The organism is Mucilaginibacter gotjawali (assembly GCF_002355435.1).
Lineage (GTDB): Bacteria > Bacteroidota > Bacteroidia > Sphingobacteriales > Sphingobacteriaceae > Mucilaginibacter > Mucilaginibacter gotjawali.
The window spans coordinates 300014-321371 of sequence record NZ_AP017313.1 but is presented as its reverse complement, the minus strand read 5'-3'; the positions used below and the strand labels follow the sequence as shown (position 1 = coordinate 321371).

Sequence of the window (21358 nt, the reverse complement as noted above, 5' to 3'; positions counted from 1 at the left end):
TGGCTGTCCCTTTATTAAAATCCGACCTGATATGACAATTTTTTATACTGAAATCTACTATGCCGGTGCAAAAAAGCTTTGCAAAGCCGCCAGCCGTTTATTAAACACCCCCAAACCCTTTACACAAATAAAAAAGCCGTTGCGTTTTGCAGCGGCTTTACTTTCTTTTGTTTTTTTTGCCATGCCTGCAGCAGCGCAAACGCTGTCATTTAGTTACACAGGGCCAAACGCATACCAAACTAACACGGCAATCACCCCTTTAACTCCTGCGCAAACGGTAAACTCAAGTGTTTTTGGCAGTACAGTACCTGGAACACACCTCGCGCTCGACTATAATGGCAACGCGTATATACAGGAATCTGGCGACGGATCTTCAAATTTTTATCAATATGCGCCGGGTAGCAGCACCCCGGTTGCAGTACCAGGTTTTTCGGCGGTTTCCCTTGCCGCTGCCCTGATCTCTTCTACAAACAGCACCTTATTGTCATGGGCTATAAATGGAAGTTCCTCTTACATCATGCAAACAGTGGATGTTTCCAACGGACAATTGCAGCAGCCGGTATCATTATTCAGCTCAGCGCAGCTCACAGCATTCCCCTTTGTGGCAGCTGTACACCCGGCATCAGGGCCCGAAATTGCCATGGTCAATGTAGGTTATGACGCCGGGCAAATAACCTTTTTTACGCGCACCGCCGGGGTGTGGTCCGGCCCGACTTATCTGCCAGAGAATATGCTGTCGCCGTATCGGCAACCCCTTTTTGCCCTGGCAATGAATAATTACCAGGGGGGCTTTAAACTGGCGTACGTAGGCTCTGATGCCCAGCTTTACTATGCAACTTACTCGGGCGGCGCCTGGTCGGCGGTTACTCCATGGGGTTCTCCGAATATCAACTTGAGCAACCTGGGCCAAGAAAATACAGTGGCTTTTGCGATGGATGCGCAAGGAAATGTGTGGTACGCTACCGACGCCTCGCTGAACGAACTCGTTCCCGGTTCAACTACCCCGATAACCGTGGCCACATTGCCGTCAAAACCTGTTGGCCTCGCATTCGATGTAGCAGGAAACCTATGTGTTAATTTAGGCACAACTATTGAAAAGCTGGCGGTAGCAAGCAGCTTCCAGGTAAGCCCGGCGCTTCCGGCCGGACTAAGTTTCAACAGTGCAACGGGGGTCATCAGCGGTACGCCCATCGCGGTTAGCCCGGCCACCAATTATACCGTTACCGCAACCACCGGGAGCGGCGCGTTTACGACGACGGTAAATATACAGGTTAGCGGGCCATCCTCAGTTAGTTACACCACTCCAAATATATACCCCACCAGCACGCCTATCGCCCCATTAACGCCTGTGGAAACCGTAAATACAAGTGTTTTTGCCAGCACTACGTCGGGCACCGGCCTGGCCCTCGACTATAATGGCAATGCTTATATTATTTCAAGCAGCACCGAAATTATCCAATATCAAATGGGCAATAGCTTTGTTCCTTTACCTGCCAACAGTAGTGCAAATATTGCCATTGCCCCCATTTCTGCCTCAACCAGCACCTTATTGAGCGCCTTTAACGGCGCCTTCCGGGCTATGGATATTACTAACGGCTCATTTAATCCCCCGGTCACCATATGCTCAGCGCAACCCGGAGGTGTAACGATTGTGGCTGCCGTACACCCATCATCGGGCCCCGAAATTGCGATGATCAACAGGGGTTATAACGCGGGCGGGCAGCTAGCCTTCGTGACGCGCACCGCGGGGACCTGGTCCACCCCGGTCCTGATCAACAATGCATTCCCAGGCTCGGCGATGGCGATAAATAATTACCAGGGTGGATTAAAACTGGCCTATATAGGTACTGATAATAATCTTTACTATGCCACTTACTCAGGCGGGGCCTGGTCGGTGGTTAGCCCCTGGGGTACGCCCAATATCGGCCTGAGCGGCGTTACCGCTTTTGCGCTGGATGCGCAGGGAGATGTGTGGTATGGAAACGGAACATCGCTCAACGAACTTGCCCCCGGCTCAACCAGCCCGTTAACCGTGGCCACTTTACCTTCGGCGCCTAACGCTATCGCTTTTGATATCCAGGGTAACTTATACGTTAATTTAGGAACAACTATCGAAAAGCTGGCAGTAATAAACAACTTCCAGGTAAATCCGGGCCTACCGGCGGGCCTAAGCATCAATAGTGGAACAGGCGTGATCAGCGGGACGCCCACAGCCGTCGTACCTGCGGCCAATTATACCGTAAGCGCAACGGCCGGAAGCAGCAACCTTACGGCCGCAGTAAACATTCAAACCATCACTACGCCATCATTAAGTTATGGCGTCCCTGTAAATGCAACAGTGGGCGCGGCTATTACAACAATTACGCCAACCAGCGGGAGTATATCGGCACAAAAATACAATAGTACTCCGACCACTTTTGCCAGTGTAACATCGCCAACGGGTGTGGCGGTTGATGCCGCCGGAAATGTATATGTAGCGGATAACAGCAACAATATAGATAAATTTGCACCGGGGAGTGTGCTGGCAACATCCCTGGGCAACGGCTATAGCCCACTGGCAACGGATGGCGTGGGAAACTTTTATTTTACAAATCTTACAACCACTACACTAACCGGCATCTATCAATTTAGTGTTATTCCGCCTGGTTCAACAAGCGTAGCCTACGGGTCTCCGCCCACAGCGCCACTCACCGGCAATACCTGCACGGGAATTAGCATTGACGCCGCGGGTAATGCGTATGTTTCCACGAATGATGGAAACGAATCTGTAATTGAATATACTGACGGCTTCCCCATAAATGCGCAGGCGAATCCATTTGCTATCGGGAATGGTTTTTCTTCAGCTTCGGGTGTGGCGACTGACGCTGCCGGGAATGTTTATGTTTCAGATGCCGGCGCGGGAACTATTGACGTGATTCCCGCCAGCCGCGCACAGTGGACAACGCTGGCTACGGGCCTTGGCGCGCCGGCCAATATTTGCATCGATGGCGCAGGGAACTTATACTATAGCGACAATATAGCCAATACCATCAGCGAATTACCGGTTGGAAGCACTACGCCCGTGCTTATTGCTTCCGGCCTGGGTACCATAAAAGCCCTGGCTATTGACGGCAAAGGGAATTTGTATGCGGCCGATTATACCAACAACGTAATAGACCGTTTTAGCCCAACCGGGGGCTACTACATTAACCCCGTATTGCCGCCGGGCTTAAGCTTTAACGGTTCAACGGGCGGCATCAGCGGTACACCCACTGCCCCCACCACAGCTGGCGCGTCGGTAAACTACACGGTGACCGCCTATAATACGCTGGGCAGCGCTTCGGCTGTGCAAAGCCTGGCTGTTATAGCCGCTCCGCCCGTTGTATCCTACGGTGGTGTCCAATCTTTCAATATCGGCAAGGCTATTACCCCGCTTACGCCCGCTTCAACCGGCGTAGCTGCGCAGGGCTATAACCCGGTGCCCGGCTTTATGGATTTCCAGTTCGGCGCGCCTTATGCTGTTGCTGTTGATACTTCGTTAAATGTTTTTGTGGCCGATCCTTATAATTTTGGGACATTTGCAGTTAGCTCAGATTTTTCTCCGGGGTATTATCGTGGTAACAAATGTTTTGCAAAGGGTAGGGGACCGTATGTACAGTTACCAGGGGAAGTTTATAACTACGGCTTGTTTTGTGTTGCTACGGATAGCACAGGCAACATATTTTATACGATACGCAGCCAGGCAAAAAAACTATCACCGTTCCCGGCAATGGCTGTAAATCAGGCTTATGACAATGCTCCGGTAATGTGTATTAGCACCGACTCGCACGGCAATGTGTTTGGAGCAAGTCCCGGTAATGGTACAGTGTTGCAATTGATATCGAATACGCCCACCACGATAGCCTCCGGGTTTATTACGCCAACCGGTATAGCTGTCGACGGGCTTGGGAACATATTTGTGGGCGACAGGGGCAATAATACACTCTATAAAATACCGGCCGGCAGCAGTACACCAATTGCCGTGGCCACCGGGTTTAACGCACCCTACCAATTGGCAGCCGATGGCACGGGCAATATATTTATAGGCGACGGCGGCAACGGCGTGGTAAAGGAGCTGCCCGCAGGCGGCGGGCCGGTTATAACAGTAATCCCCAACCTGAAAACCCCTAACGGCGTAGCCGTTGACGTAAATGGAGCCCTTTACGTTGCCGATGCCGGGTTCGCGCAGGTTCGGAAATATACCCCCAGTGGCGGCTATTATATATCGCCTTCCTTACCTGCGGGTTTGAGTTTTAACAACACCACAGGCGTCATCAGTGGAACACCAACCGTTATCACCCCTGTAAAAGATTACAGGATCACCGCGTACAACGCAAGCGGAAGCACCCAAACTACCCTGCGTTTTGGCGTAACACCGCCGAGTTCCGCATTGGCCAATTTAGCCGTAAGCACCGGCGCCTTAAGCCCGGCTTTTGCCACAGCAACTACCGGTTATGCGGTGAGTGTGCCTTATGCTACCCAACAAATTGCCATAACACCAACGGCGGTGGATGGTAATGCTACCGTTACCGTAAATGGCGCGGCCGTGGCTTACGGCAGCACATCGGCACCTATAGCCTTACAGGTTGGAGCCAATACCATCAGTATAGTGGTTACCGCCAGCGATCATTCCAGCACGAAAACCTATACCATAACGGTAAACCGCGCGGCACCGTCATCTAATGCCCTGCTATCCAGTGCAGGCATTGGATACGTAATCGTTGGCGGAAATATTGAAGCTGTGGTAACCCCTGCCACGGCTGACCCTACGGCAGCCGTCACGGTAAACGGCGTTGCCGTTGCCTCCGGTTCGCAAAGCAGCCCTATCCCGCTTGCGCCTGGCTCCAATACGATAATCATTACCGTAACCGCCCAAAACGGCGTTAGTAAATTAACCTACAAAATAACGGTGGAAGGGCCATTGTCGGCTATATCTACATTGTCGTCGCTGACCATCAGTGCCGGCACACTTTCGCCGGTATTTTCGGGCAGTACGACCAGTTACACCGACATTGTAAATAATAGTGTAACCGCAGTTACTGTAACCCCAACCACTTCCGACCCGAATGCCACCGTAAGCGTAAACGGAGCCATTGTTAATTCGGGCACAGCCAGCGGGAACATTGCTTTGTCTGTGGGTAATACGATAATCCCTACCGTTGTAACAGCACAGGATGGTGTTACCTCCACTACTTATACCATAACTGTAACGCGGCCCTCAAACAATGCGAACCTGGCAAACATGCAATTAAGCGCAGGAACCCTTAACCCTGTATTCGCATCAGGCACCACAAATTACACAGCATCCGTAGTAAATTCAGTTTCGTCTGTAACTGTAACGCCAACTATTAGCGATGCCAGCGCAACTATAAAAGTGAATGGCACTACTGTAAATTCAGGAACGGCATCAGGCGCCATCCCATTAAGTGTCGGTGCGAATATCATAACAACAATTGTTACAGCACAGGATGGCTCCACTACCAAAACCTATACCATAACCGTGACACGGATGCTGCCTGCCAATGCCAATCTTGCTAATTTAACCATAAGCGCTTCGACATTAACGCCAGCATTTGTAACAGCAACCACCAGTTATACCGCATCTGTTGCCAATTCGGCAACCTCCATAACGCTGACCCCAAAAGCCAGCGATGCCCTGGCTACTATAAAAGTGAACGGTACCTCGGTAAATACCAATACATCATCCGGCGCTATTCCGCTAATAGTAGGAAACAATGTGATCTCTGTCGTGGTAACAGCCCAAAATGGCACCACCACCAAAACCTATACCATCACCGTAACGCGGATGCTGCCTGCCAATCCCAATCTTTCCAATTTAACCCTAAGCGCAGGTACACTCACGCCTGTTTTTGCAACAGCAACAACCAGCTATTCAGCTTCCGTGGCTAATCCGGTAAGCTCCATAACCGTAACACCAAAAGCCAGCGACGCACTGGCAACCATAAAAGTGAACGGTACCGCAGTAAGTACCAATACGGCATCAGGTGCCATCCCTTTAAATGCGGGTAACAATTTGATCACCATCATAGTAACGGCAGAAAATGGCATCGCTACCAAAACCTATACAGTAACGGTAACGCGGGCGCCTTCAACAAATGCTTACCTTTCAAACTTAAGCTTGAGCAGCGGAAACTTAACGCCCGTATTTGCATCAGCTACCGCCAGCTATTCGGCATCAGTTGTAAATTCGGTAACTTCTGTAACCGTAACGCCTGCCACCAGCGACGCCACAGCAACGATAACAGTAAACGGGACATCCGTAAATTCAGGGACAGCCTCGGGGGCCATCGCCTTAAGTGCAGGTACAAATACCATTACAACGGTAGTTACTGCACAGGATGGGGTAACCACCAAAACCTATACGGTAACGGTAAACAGGCTCTCGAACAACGCCAACCTCGCCGGTTTAGCCATCACCACCGGCACGCTTAGCCCGGTATTTACATCCGGCACTACCAGCTATAACGGATCAGTGGTGAATTCAGTAACTTCGGTAACCGTAACGCCAACCACCAGTGACGCTACGGCAACCCTAACAGTAAATGGTACGGCCGTAAGCTCTGGTACCGCCTCAGGTGCTATTGCTTTAAATGTAGGGCCCAATACCATTACCACTGTAGTTACGGCACAGGATGGCACCACCAAAACCTATACGGTAACGCTAACACGGATGCTGCCCGCCAATGCCAATCTTTCCGGTTTAAGCCTCAGCGCAGGGGCATTAACGCCTGCCTTTGCAACCGCTACTACCAGCTATACCCTATCAGTTGCCAATGCGGTAACATCAACTACGGTGACGCCCAAAGCAAGCGATGCCCTGGCAACCATAACAGTGAACGGTGTGGCGGTAAATTCAGGCACGGCCTCGGGTGCAATTGCTTTAAATGTGGGTACCAATGTGATCACGACCATCGTTACGGCCCAAAACGGAACGACCACCAAAACCTATACGGTAACGGTAACCCGTGCAGCGGGCTCATTGAACAGCGTTTATGAACCGATAAGCGTAACAAACCCGGCCGGAAAGGCACAAATGATGGGCGAGGAGCTTGTAGTACGCCAGGGATTATCGCCCAATGGTGATGGTATCAATGACTTTTTGCAGATAGACGGGATCACCAATTACCCGGATAACAAACTGACGATAATGAACCGCAGCGGGCAATTGATCTTCGAAGCCAAAGGGTATGACAACAGCACGAAGGTGTTTGACGGGCATTCCAACAAAACCGGCGCTATGCAATTGCCGGGTACTTATTTTTATTCCCTTGATTTTACCGTAAACGGCACAACCAAACGTAAAACGGGTTTTATCATATTGAAATATTAGCGCGGCTGTTCAAACCACCGCTGCAAACCAAACAAACCGCCTCAACCTTTTCATTTTTGCTAAAGCCCGCTTGTTATTTTAACAGGGGGGCTTTTATATTTTGGAAAACCCACCCCTCCTATTAGCTTTTTTAAAGCGGATATTTAATAACCGCCGGCCACGATTGAACACCAGATACCCCAGGCCATTGTAGTAAATAACTACCACTTATCAGAGTTTTGCCGCCACTTATTAAAACGCGTGAATGAATCGGCAAAACATTGTCACTTTTATGTTACTATAAACATAATCAGCTTAAAAATTAAGCACTGTTTAAGCTTAATAAATTATCCCCAACGCAACAATCCGCTCACGCAATGAAAAAGAAATTATCATCCCGCAACCCTTTGAAGTACTTTTTTATAAGCCGCCGTCCGTTTGGCGGCTGCCATCCCAAAAACAGGCTATTATTGTATTCCATCATTATATGCAGCCTTTTTTCGGCTATTTCTTTGCACAGCGTTGCACAACCGGTGTTCAGTTATGCCGCCAAAAACTTTGTAGTAAATACAGCTATAACACCGCTTGCTCCGGCAACCAGCGGCGTTGGTGCGCCAGCATATAACGTTAACGCGGTTACGCTGGCTTCAGGTTTCAGCAGCACATCAGGCGTAGCCGTTAATGGCGCCGGGGATGTTTTTATTGCCGATGCGGTGGCAAATACCATCACCAAAATACCCTATGGCGGCGGTAACGCAAGCAAGGTGCTTGTGGGCTCGGGCTTTAGTGCTCCATACGGCTTAACTGCTGACGCGGGCGGCAATATTTATGTGGCCGATTATGGCAATAACGTGATTAAAAAGATTCCTGCGGGGAGCAACACCCCTGCCACCATTGCCACCGGGTTTAACCATCCTTACGGAGTGGCGGTTGACCTTGCGGGCAATGTTTACGTAACCGACCAGGGAAATGCGGCTGTAAAAAAGGTACCCGTGGGCGGCGGAGCCGCTGTTAGTTTGGGCTCGGGATTTGTATCCCCCACCGGCATCGCTGTGGATGCTTTGGGAAACGTTTTTGTAGCCGACCAGGGTAATAATACGGTGAAAGAGATCCCTGCAGCAGGCGGTGCATTAATAACTATCGGGTCAGGATTTAACCAGCCACAGGGCCTGGCTATCGACCTTGAAGGAGATTTGTTTATTGCCGATGCGGGCAACGGCGCGGTAAAGGAAATAGCGGCCGGGACTACAACTCCCGTAACCATAGGTTCGGGTATAAACGTGCCGGTGAGCGTTACCATCGCCAATTCAGGTTATGTGTTTGCAGGCGATAATGGCGACGGTTATGTGCGTGAGATCATCCCGATCGGCGGTTATTTCGCCACATCCCTTCCTCCGGGATTAAGTTTCAATGGCACAACAGGTGTTTTTACCGGCACGCCAACAAAGGTGAGCCCCGCCACTAACTATACCATCACTGCTTACGCCACCACGGGCGGCGGCAGCACGGCGCAGGCAAATATCCAGGTAAGCGGTCTTTCGTTTTACTATAACACACCGCTCAGTTATAATACCGGGGTGGCTATTTCACCGCGTTCGCCGGTAGTTACCGGCACAGTTGGCGCGCCGGGCTACAGCAGTACCCTTGCCGCAGTTGCTACCGGCTTTAGTTCGCCAAATGCGGTAACTTCTGATGCTGCAGGCAATATTTATGTGGCTGACATGGCCAACAACGCGATTAAAGAGATCCCCGCCGGGGGAGGCGTTACAGCAACCCTGGGTTCCGGATTCAGCGCGCCTTCGGGGGTAGCTATTGATATAACCGGGAATATTTATGTGGCGGATAAGACCAACAACCTGGTCAAAAAAATACCTTTCGGCAGCAATACCCCGGTAAGCGTCGGCACAGGCTTTAGCAGCCCTGTCAGCGTAGCCGTCGATTTTCTCGGCAACGTATACGTTGCCGACCAGGGCAATCATGCGATAAAAAAGATCCCCGTTGGCGGCGGAGCAACCGTTACACTAAGTACGGCGTTTACCACACCAAATGCGGTAGCGGCTGACGGCGCAGGAAATGTATATGTTTCTGATGCAGGAACAAACCTGGTTACCGAACTTCCGGCAAATGGCGGCGCGGCAATCACCATAGGATCAGGATTCGTTTCACCAACAGGTGTTGCGGTGGATGCCCTTGGGAATATTTTTGTTACCGAACATACCGCGGGTTCTGTTAAAAAAATCCCGGCAGGAAGCAATACTCCTGCTGTTATTGCTACCGGGTTCAGTACGCCTCAGGGCCTGGCAGTAGATATTTACGGAAATATTTTAGTAGCCGATGCAGGGCATAACTCCGTTACTAAAGTAGTGCCTAACGGTGGTTTTTATATCAGTCCATCGCTCCCTGCAGGCTTAAACTTCGATACCAGTACCGGTACCATAACCGGAACACCAACCACAGCAAGGCCATCCATAAATTACACGGCATCAGCTTATAACAGCCTGGGCGGATTCTCTTTTGTGGTGAACATTACCGTAGCGGCCGGTGCAGCGCCTACGTTGGTTTACAACAATAACGTTGCGTTAGTTTATAATGCAGGCACTGCTATTACCCCGGTTACACCGGTTGCCAACGGTGTGCTGGCGCCATCGTATCCTGCTACAGGGTTAGCCGTTGGGTCAAATTTTACCAATCCGCGCGGCGTTGCGCTGGATGTACAGGGGAATATGTATGTTGCTGATTACACCGCGAATGTGGTAAAGAAATTCCCGGTCGGCGGTGGCAGCCCGGTTACCGTAGGGTCAGGCTTTAACGGCCCAACCGCAGTGGCTGTAGATTTCTTTGGAAATATTTACATTGCTGATTACAATAACAATGCCATCAAAAAGATCTTCTCCGGAACTACTACACCTGTTGCCGTAGGCAGTGGGTTCAGCCATCCAACCGGGCTGGCTGTTGATGGGTACGGAAATTTATATGTGGCAGATAACGGCAGCGGATTGGTAAAAGAACTGCTCGCAAGTGATAATTCAATTGTTACCATAGGCAGTGGTTACAGCGCCCCACTAAGCGTGGCTGCTGATGCTGCCGGAAATGTTTACATCGGGACTACCGGCACGGGCTCAATAATTAAAGTACCTGCGGGCGGCGGCACACATACGTCAATCGGATCAGGTTTCAATAATGCCTATGGCGTTGCGGTTGACGGAACGGGGAACGTTTTTGTAGCTGATGGCACAAATAATGCCATCAAAGAGGTTCCTTTCGGAAGCACCACTATACTTACGCTCAGCACTTCAGTAAGCCAGCCTTCGTGTATCGCCATCGCGCAGCCAACCGCTACCTACGCAGCGCCTGCCAGTGCGCTATACGTCGCCGATTATAACAATGCTTCGGTAAAGGAGTTCATCCCCAATGGCGGTTTTTTTGTAGACCATGCACTTCCTGCCGGATTAACAATCAATAACACAACTGGTACCATAAGCGGAACGCCGACTACGGCTGTTGTGGGGCAGGACTATATTGTTTGGGGTTACAATACTTCCGGAAGTAATTATAACCGGGTAAATATTACCGTAAATGCACCAGCGTTGCCGGCCGTTAGTTACACCACCCCCCAGGTTTATACCATGGGTACTACTATTACAGCGCTTGCCCCAACCAGCAGCGGCGTAGCCACCCAGGGCTTTGGCGCTGTGCCATCGGTTTTGGCCCTTGGCTTAAGCGCTCCTGAAGCACTGGCTGTTGATGCTACCGGCAATGTTTTTGTAACCAACAATACCGGCAGTTCTGTTTATAAATTTGCACCGGGCAGTCAAAGCCCAACAATAGTTGGTTCGGGCTTTTTATTACCTGTTGGTATTGCAATTGATGCGACCGGAAATATTTACATAGGTGATGGCGGCAATAACTCGGTTAAAAAAATAACGGGCGGCACAGGCACGCCCACGGCTATCGGCTCGGGCTTCAGCAACCCTGCCGGTGTAGCGGTTGACGCCGCGGGCAATGTTTATGTTGCTGATTATGGAAATAATGCAGTGAAAAAGATCGCTGCAGGAACAGGCACCATTACTGCCCTTGGGACTGGCTTTAGCCACCCTTTTGGTATCGCAGTAGACGCAGCGGGTAATGTTTATGTTGGCGATTCAGGAAATAATGCAGTAAAAAAGATTCCTGCTGCAGGTGGCGCTCCTGTTGTTATCGGCTCCGGATTTATTTCTGTATATGGCGTTGCAGTTGATAACCTGGGAAATGTATTTGTTGCTGATCGCACATCAAACGCTGTTAAAGAAATTCCCGTAGCAGGCGGCGCGCCGGTTACTATTGGGTCCGGCTTTGCCAATCCATACGGCGTAGCAGTTGATTTTGCCGGAAATGTGTATGTTGCTGATTTCAGCAATAACGAGGCAAAAGAAATCAAACTCGTTGGCGGGTATTATGTAAACCCGGCATTGCCTGCGGGTTTGGCTATCAGCGGCACATCAGGCATTATAACCGGAACGCCAACTGTGGCCAGCCCCGCTACCAATTATACCGTTACCGGGTATAACGCAGGGGGAGGAAAAGCAGCAACGGTAAACATAACCGTAAACGGAGCGGTTTTATCAAATAATCCGGCACTATCAAAACTGGTAATAAGCTCCGGGACCTTAAGCCCTGTTTTTGCAGCGGCAACGCTCAGCTATACGGCTACCGTTCCTTTCTCCGTAACCTCCGTTACGATAACACCAACAACCGCAGAATCACATGCAACGGTGCAGGTAAATGGTGTAGCCGTTGTCTCTGGTGTGGCATCGGGGGCTATTGCGCTGCAGCCCGGCCAAAATACGATAACTACAAAAGTGACGGCCCAAAATGGGACATCAACCCGAACTTATACCATAGTAATTACGCGGACTGCATCATCAAATGCTTTGCTTGCCAACCTGGCGATCAGTGCTGGAACGCTGAGCCCCAATTTTATTGCTACCACCTATTCCTACACTGCAAGTGTAACCAATGCTGTAACCTCGGTTAATGTATTACCTACTGTTGTTGACGCAACGGCCACTGTGAAAGTAAATGGAACAATAGCCGGACCATCAACCCCGGTAAATGTTCCGCTGAATGTGGGCCAAAATACCGTTACAACCATCGTTACTGCGCAGGATGGTACAACAACCAGCACTTATACCGTTGTTATAACACGGGCCGTTGGCGTAAACGTTAACCTTTCAGCTTTAGTTTTAAGTGCGGGCACGCTGTCGCCTGCCTTTGCTTCAGCAACCTTATCATACATAGCAGGTGTAGCCAATACTGTAACAACATTAACCGTAACACCTACTACCAGCGATGCTGCCGCCACTGTAAAAGTGAACGGCACCGCCGTAGCTTCGGGCACCGCATCTGCCAGTTTACCGCTTGTTGTGGGTGTAAACAATATCAGCGTGGTAGTAACCGGATCTGACGGCACCACCACACAAAATTATAGCATTGCCGTTACCAGGGCCGCTTCGGCAAATGCAAACCTTTCACATCTTGTAATAAGCAGCGGCACATTGACACCTGTTTTCGCTGCTGCTACTTTAACATACACGGCGTCGGTAGCAAGTTCGGTTTCAACCATAACCGTAACGCCAACAACAAGCGTAACAACTGCTACCGTTACTGTAAATGGTGCAGCTGTAACCTCAGGTACGGCATCAGCTCCAATTACGCTGTTTGCAGGCGATAACGTTATCACTACGGTAGTCACCGCTCAAAACGGTACTACCACCAAAACTTATACAATAACCGTAACAAAGGCAGCGTCGGCCATCACTACACTATCCGGGCTTACTACAAGTTCAGGTACTCTATCGCCTGCGTTTAGCTCAACAACGGCAAATTATAATGAAAGCGTAGCCAATAGTGTAAGTTCAATCACGGTAACTCCAATCGCAACAGATCCAAATGCATTTGTTACTGTTGACGGTATCGGGGTAAAACCAGGCGCTGCCTCAAGCCCCGTAGATCTGAATGTCGGGCCAAATACCATAACCATTGTAATTACCGGCCAGGATGGTGTAAGCACGCAAACTTATACCATCGTTGTAAACAGGGCCGGATCCAGCATTGCAACACTCTCTGCATTAACCATTAGTACCGGCACACTAACACCTGTGTTTGCCAGCGGCACTATCACTTACAAATCTTCCGTTGCCAATACGGTAACTTCTGTCACAGTAACCCCAACGTTAAGTGACGCAACGGCTACACTAAAAGTAAACGGCGTTACTGTTGCATCCGGCACAGCCTCAGCAGCTATCGCTCTAAATGTAGGTGCTAATGTAATTACAACGCTAGTAACGGCACAAGATGGCACTACTACTAAAACCTATACCCTAACCATTACCCGCGCATTGTCTGCCAATGCTAACCTTGCTGCATTAAGTATAAGCGCAGGTACTTTAACACCTGTGTTTGCAACAGCTACGACCAGTTATTCCGCATCCGTAGCCAACACGGTAACCTCGGTAACCGTAACTCCGAAAGCAACTGATGCAACAGCAACCATAACAGTAAACGGCACTTCAGTAAGTACCAATACGGCTTCTGGTGCTATTCCTTTAAACGTGGGTGCCAATGTCATCACCACGGTAGTAACTGCCCAAAATGGCACCACCACCAAAACCTATACCATCACCGTAACAAGGGCTGTGTCTGCCAATGCCGGCCTTTCCGCGTTAACGCTCAGCACCGGAACGCTTAGCCCTGTATTTGTTTCGGCTACCACCAGTTATACGGCATCCGAAGTCAATTCTGTAACCTCGGTATCGGTAACCCCTACCACGAGCGACGCTAACGCCACGATTACGGTAAATGGTACCGCTTTAACTTCGGGCACTGCCTCGGCAGCCATCCCTTTAAATGTTGGCACCAATACCATTACAACCGTGGTTACCGCACAGGATGGAGTAACCACCAAAACCTATACCGTAACCGTAACACGGCTGCTGCCCGCCAATGCCAATCTTTCAAATTTAACCCTGAGCGCAGGGGCTTTAACGCCCGTATTTGCAACGGCGACTACAAGCTATACCATAGCTGTGGCTAATGCGGTGGCTTCAGTTACCGTCACCCCCAAATGCGCCGACGCGCTGGCAACGGTAAAAGTAAACGGCACTGCCGTAGCTTCGGGATCAGCCAGTGGCGCCATTGCTTTAAGTTTGGGCAATACCATTATTACTACAGTAGTAACAGCCCAAAACGGAACCACCACCAAAACCTATACCATCACCGTAACGCGGGCGGCTACCATCGCCAATTTGTCGGGGGAGATCAGTGTAAGCGATCCAACCGAACATCCGCAAATGATGGGGGAAGAAATTATGGTGCACCAGGGTTTATCACCCAACGGCGACGGCATCAACGATTTCCTGTTAATTGATGGCATCACCGCATACCCGGATAATAAACTACAGATCATGAACAGAACCGGTCAGTTAATTTTCGAAGCCAAAGGTTACGATAACAGTACCAGGGTATTTGACGGGCATTCAAATAAAAACGGTGCCATGCAATTGCCGGGCACCTATTTTTATTCGCTTGATTATACCGACCAGGGGGTAACCAAACATAAAACAGGGTTTATTATACTGAAGTATTGAGGTGAGTTAATCAGAGGTTAGAGACTGGCGATCAGTTTCTAACCTTTTCAGATAAAAAGGATAATTTTTTCAGGACAACAACCTTTTGCCCGATAGCGTTTTAAATGAAATGATTACTTACTTTTATCAATCATGATCAAAGTACTATGGCTCTCCTTTTTGCTCTCCTTTTATAGTCTGCAGGGTGAATACCACGTGCAAAAGGTCTGGCTTTTTACAAAAACGCAATATAACGGCAACGTACCTGCCGACAGAAACGGAAAGCATTTACAGGGCAAAACAACCCAACTGATCTGTTACCTTAAAGTAAGCAGGAAAAATGAATCGCCGGTTTGGGAAACAGCCTTTATAGATGGAAACCAATATAAAGTGGAAACGGTGCAGGCAGAACAGGATACAATAACTGCCGGCACCTTAAAAAACACCAATATGCCGGTAATAATTAAAACCGGCCGCAAAAGCAAAATAACTCAGTTAATACTGACACTCCGGGGGAAAATTGAAAAACCTGAAGCATGTTCGTTCATATTAACCGGCACATTAAACGGTAAATCTGTTTATATCAGATCGAACGAATCCGTTGCCGAACTTACGCCCGATCTGATGCCATAAATCACCCGCTTAAATTCCAACTTACAAAACAATCTTTCCCAGGGCCGCCTTCATTAACTGCTCATTCAATAAATTAAGCTTATCACCGGTAAGACTGCTGAATTGCAATTTCAGTCGCTTAAACGAAGCATCGGCATCCGTAACCGCCCCTGAAACCTGCGTAGTTACCGGCATATCACTTTGCTGCATTAAATTCATCAAGCCGAACAGCTTCCCTTTTACGCTTGCAAAGCCGTCCTGCTTGCTTGCCTGCTCCCCTTTTTCCAATTTTGAGGCATCAGCGGCCATACTTTTTAATGAGGCGGCCAAAGCACCGGTTGCATTGGGCAATATTTTTTCGGCCTGTATTTGTAAACTTTGCAGTTTATCCATAGCGGCTGTAGCCTGTTTATATTCGACGTAACATTTATCCGAAAGGTCGTATTGTTTTTTTAGTTCGATCCCGGGTGTTTTTACCCTTGGGTCCATTTTAATAGTTAGCGGCCGGGTATAGGTTTTACCATCTACGGTCAGCTTCACGGTGTAAACGCCTGGCATTACCCATGGCGATGTTGGATTTGGCGCTGTTTGGCCATAAATAGCAGCGATGGCGTAATCAGGCGGCAAATTAAGCGGCTGCATATGCATATCCCAGATAAACCGGTGCGCGCCTTTCGCTGCCGAAAGTATCTGCTGCGGCCTAATCCAGTATAGCGGGATATTTACCGGCGGTACCTCGTAAGGCGCATCGTTACTTTTGTAAGTACGCACCACGTTACCGGTCGCGTCAAGTATTTCCATACTGACCACTCCCTTTGCATCGTCATTTAAATAATAATCAATAATTGCGCCGTCAGGCGGGTTTTGCCCGGCAGGCTCTTCCTGCGGCAGAGGGGTATCGCTGTTCATGTTCCAGCGCACCCTCCAGGCAAAACCGGTTTCATATAAAGCAGTCTCCCTGGCGTTTTTTAGTTTGGCAAGGTTGCGCAATGCTGCAATATCATCCATGATCCAGAACGAACGGCCATGCGTGCCAACTACCAGGTCGTTATCCTTAATAACCAAATCCCGTATGGAGGTTGCAGGCATATTCAGCTTTAAAGGCTGCCATAGTTCCCCGTCGTTAAAAGAAACATAAACCGCTCTTTCAGTTCCGGCAAAAAGCAGACCTTTGCAATCAGGATCCTCCCTAACCGCGTTCACCGGATCGCGCGGCAAACCATTCACTATCTTTTTCCAGGTTTTACCACCATCGTGTGTTTTGTAGATGTACGGATTCATATCATCCAGCTTGATCTTATTAATGGCGGCATAAGCGGTCAGGTCATCAAAATGACCGGCATCGATGAGCGAGACCTTGTTCCATGAGGTAATTTCTTCCGGTGTTATATTTTTCCAGGTTTTGCCGCCGTCATTGGTCAATTGTATCAAGCCGTCATCTGTACCTATCCAAATGGTATTAATATTTTTGTGTGACGGCGCAACGGTATAGATCACTCCGCGCCTTGGCATCGTTTTTAATTTATCGCTGTTATAAATGCCCACACTTTTAGGGATCTCCCAGCTGCTCCTGGTGAGGTCGGGACTAAGAACAGCCCAGGAGTTACCGCCGTTAATGGTTTTAAACAACACGTTGCCCGCGTAAAACAGGCTCTTTGGGTCGACAGTTGAGAAGATAACCGGCGCTGTCCGCAAAAAGCGATAGTTGCCTCTTCTTCCAATTTGTGGCGATATATTTTGAACCTGGCCTGTGCGCTTATCATATTTGGTAAGTTTACCGCCATAAATAATATCCGGGTTAAGCGGGTCGGCGGCTACATAGCCATATTCTTCGGCACCTACCGGGTGCCATTCCCTGAAAGTGATCTGTCCGTCGTTACCACGGCTGGCAATGCCTACCGAGCCGCTTTCCTGCTGCCCGCCGTAAACATTATAGGGGAAAGCATTATCTGCACTTACGTGATAAAACTGCGCCGTTGGCTGGTTATACCAGGAGCTCCATGACTGGCCGCCGTTCACGGTAATTTCAGCGCCCTGGTCGCTTACCAGCAAAATAATTTCAGGATGTTCCGGATTGATCCACAAGCGGTGATAGTCATCACCACCGGGTGCGCCGCGGATTGCCAGCCAGGTTTTGCCGCCATCTGTTGATTTCCAGGTAACCACATTGGCAATATAAACCACATCAGCATTTTGAGGATCCACCTTGCACTCTGCAAAATCGTCGCCGCGTTCCCAAAGGCGCTCATCCGTACTTTGTTCTTTCCATGATTCCCCGCCATCATCCGAGCGGTATAAACCGCCGCCTTTCGTAGCATCCACGCAGGCATACATCCGTTTCGGGTTGCTGGCCGCTATACAAAAACCAATCCGCCCCAAACCATCGGCAGCCGATGGCAACCCTTTGGTTAATTTAACCCAGGTAGTACCGCCATCGGTTGATTTGAACAAGCCGCTTTCGGTACCTTCCCATTCGCCGTTTTCCCAGGGGCCCTGCCGGCCGGCCCATAGGTCGGCATAAATAATATTTGAATTGGTTGGGTCGATCGTCACCTGTATCGCGCCCGTATTTTCATCTTTATATAATACCCTTTCCCAGGATTTGCCGCCATTGGTGCTGCGGTAAACCCCTCTTTCTGTATTTGGCCCGTAGGGATGGCCAAGGGCCGCCACAAAAACCTTGTTTTCATCTTTAGGGTCTACAGCCAGTCCGCCTATTTGCTGCGCATCTTTTAGTCCCGTATTTATCCATGTTTTGCCTGCGTCGGTTGATTTATAAACACCATCGCCAACCGAAAGGTCGGGCCGCTGGATGCCCTCGCCGCTGCCGGCATAAACCACGTTTGGATTTGACGGCGCAACAGCAACATCGCCGATGGACCCGGTGGGCTGCTCATCAAAAACCGGCTGCCAGGTTCTGCCATAATCTATGGTTTTCCAAACCCCGCCATTGTTTACCCCTATATAAAAAACATTCGGTTGTTGTACCACGCCCGTGGCGCCAACGGTTCTTCCGCCGCGGTGCGGCCCGATCATCCGCCATTGCAGCATGTTATAGGCCGAAGGATCTATTTTTTGGGCATTAACCGTTAACGAAAAAAATAATAAAACAATAACACTTGCAAATTTGGGGGAAGGGTAAGGCGATCTCATAGTTGAAAAATTTAATCTAAAATTTAAACAGGCTTTAAATATACCTCAATATTCCTGATGTTCAAATTCAGATAGTCAACTGACCGAAGACCGCCCTAATTCCCCCCAATTATTTCCGCTCCGGCGTAAAGTCAAGCGGGATCAACAGCTTCAAACTCAAATTCCTGCCCATATTAAACACACCGACCCTGCCGGTTGTATAATTTACCGGGTTATATTTAAAACGGCTCATATAATCAATATAAGCAGTGTTAAACAGGTTATTGCAGATTAAATAAAGCTTGCAAACTGTTTTCCCCTTCGCAACAATATCACCGCCCGCACCCACATTAAATAAGGTGTATCCTTTGGTTGCCGACTTACTCGCTGCATATTCATAAGGTGTTAATGCGGTATTTAACCCGCTGTAAATGGCAAACTGCTGATAAACATCATTTTGCTGAAAGCAACTTAACATACCGAATTTCAGGTAGGCATTTTTGATGGGACCGCCGGCAGGATTGACCGGGAATTTCAGGTCCGCTGTAATCCGGGTTGGTGGTACAAAAGGCAAATATTTGGTAGAGTCGGGCGCATGCTGCAGTCCGCCTTTTACATAACTTAAAGTGGTATTCAACTGCACCCATGATATAGCCGAAGGGTGTACATTAAAAGTAATTTCTCCGCCATACAATTGCGCACCGCCCTGGCTGTATTTATACACCGGCGCAGCGCCCAAACCAACGGCATTCAGGGAGTTGTTGATAGAATCAGCACCCATTGAATTTTTTAAACCTCTTGCATAAATAAAATCACTGATGCTGTTGTTAAACAGGTCAACCTCAAAATCAACATCTTTTGCATTTACGCCAAAGGCAATATCTTCTTCCAAACTGGTTTCCGGCTTAAGTGACGGGTCGCCTATTTCATAAACTACCGTACCATCATGTACACCATTGGCAGCTGCTTCGGCAACGTTGGGCGCCCGCCAGCCCCTGGCGATATTAGCTTTTACATAAGCGCTTTTTGAAATATCATAAGTGCCGCCAAAACTGAACGACATCCCGCTGAAATGCGAGGTAAACCCTGGGAATTCATGAAAGCCATTAGTTGCGCCAGGTGCAACCGGCGCCTGGGTGGTTGAATCAACCCAATGATCGATGCCGTTAAACGTTCTCTCATCATAACGGATCCCGCCGCTTAAATTAAACCTGCCGATCTTTTTATTGGCGATAGCAAAAGCGCCGATCTCAAAAAAGTTATAATTGGGGATCAGCAGCAATGTACCCAGGCTTTGGGACGATTGATAAACCCCGTTGGTGCCGGTAGAAAAATTGAACCCGTTTAAATTCGGCGAAATATACCGCAGATCATAGGTCGCAGCGTTTGACGAATAATAAATATCGGCGGTATTGGGTATGGTAGGGTCGTTCAATTCCTGCCGCTGGTTTTTCTGCCATGAGAATATGCCTTTTATGCGTCCTTCGCCAACAGCAACGCTATTGTCCCAAACAATTTTGGTGTGATGTATTTTTTGGTTGATCACAAACGGCGTATAGGTAGTCTGCTCCTGGTGCGTTGGGATTTCATAAGTTGGGGCTCCTCCATTAAGATCGGGGTAAGCAACGGGCCGCATTAACTGACCGGATACTGAATCGCGCGTACCATCCACTATACCTGTCTGCAAGTCAAAATAGCTGGCGTGCAACTGGGTGTATCCCCATTTGCGGTGCAGCCCGATGGTACCATCAGCATTAAAATTACTGAACTGCGAATTAATCACATATCCGTCGTATTTATTTTGATAGGCATGCGCCATGGTGTTATCCACCCTCGCGCTCCAGGCTATCCCGTTTTTTGTTCCGCCCAGGTGAAACATTCCTTTCATCAAACCATTGTTGGTTTGGTAATTTAACAAAACATCGCCTTTAACCTGCCCTTCCGGCAAGGGATCTTCAGGGATTAAATTGATCACCCCTGCAATAGCGTCTGATCCATAGGCCAGTGATGCCGGACCTTTCAATATTTCATAACGGTTTACGGCATCGGGGTCGGCCTCGATGCCGAATTCATCAAACCAGGCCTGGTCAACTTGTTCCACCCCATCGTTCACCGTTAAAACGCGGTTATAACCCAACCCGCGAATTACCGGCTTTGAGATGCTTTGCCCGTCGGTAATGGCCGAAACGCCCGGCGCTTTGGCAATGGCGTCAATCACATTCGTCGACGAGCTTTGAAGCAACTGGTCGTAGTTCATCGTGGTGATCGGCACAGGCGCGTCCTTGCTGGCAGTGGCGGCAATCACGCCTGTAACCACTACTTCATTTAGTTCAATGGCTGAAGCGTCGAGCTGGAAATCCTTTTTGATGCTTCCTTTAATCGTAACGGATTCAATTTTAGATGCATACCCTGTTGCAGACACCTTAATAAGGTAGTAACCATCAGGAATGCGCGAGAGCTTATATTGACCAAGCGAGTCGGATGCAGCCGATATATTCAGATCAGAAAAACTGATGGTTGCCCCGGCAACAGGCAGGTGATTTTTGCCGCCGGTTATTTTGCCACCCAGCGTTCCCTGGGCGCTTGCTGCCAGGCCGCCTGCAAGAAAAACAAAAAAAGGGAACAGGTAAAAAGAAAAAAAATGTAATCGTCTTTTCATAAA

At 49.1% G+C, this 21358-nt stretch carries 5 protein-coding genes; 3 read left to right on the top strand and 2 right to left on the bottom strand.

The window, feature by feature from the left end:
• Positions 1-31: 31 nt before the first annotated feature.
• The 3 genes from MgSA37_RS01470 to MgSA37_RS01460 all read left to right on the top strand — a co-directional run bounded on the left by MgSA37_RS01470 (position 32) and on the right by MgSA37_RS01460 (position 15585).
• Complete coding sequence (locus MgSA37_RS01470) at positions 32-7369, top strand: cadherin-like beta sandwich domain-containing protein (RefSeq protein WP_096349507.1); 7338 nt, start codon at positions 32-34, stop codon at positions 7367-7369.
• A gap of 356 nt (positions 7370-7725) precedes the next feature.
• The gene (locus tag MgSA37_RS01465; RefSeq protein WP_096349506.1) at positions 7726-14973 is read left to right on the top strand and encodes a cadherin-like beta sandwich domain-containing protein; all 7248 of its coding nucleotides are present in this window, start codon (positions 7726-7728) and stop codon (positions 14971-14973) included.
• Between the two features lie 132 nt (positions 14974-15105).
• Positions 15106-15585 carry a hypothetical protein gene (locus MgSA37_RS01460; RefSeq protein WP_096349505.1) on the top strand — a complete coding sequence of 160 codons (480 nt, stop codon included), beginning with the start codon at positions 15106-15108 and terminating at the stop codon, positions 15583-15585.
• Positions 15586-15606: 21 nt separating this feature from the next.
• Here the strand turns inward: MgSA37_RS01460 and MgSA37_RS01455 are convergent, their stop codons facing one another.
• Positions 15607-18717 carry a WD40/YVTN/BNR-like repeat-containing protein gene (locus MgSA37_RS01455; protein WP_096349504.1) on the bottom strand — a complete coding sequence of 1037 codons (3111 nt, stop codon included), beginning with the start codon at positions 18715-18717 and terminating at the stop codon, positions 15607-15609.
• A 109-nt stretch (positions 18718-18826) separates the two neighbouring features.
• Complete coding sequence (locus MgSA37_RS01450) at positions 18827-21355, bottom strand: TonB-dependent receptor (protein WP_096349503.1); 2529 nt, start codon at positions 21353-21355, stop codon at positions 18827-18829.
• Between the last annotated feature and the right edge of the window lie 3 nt (positions 21356-21358).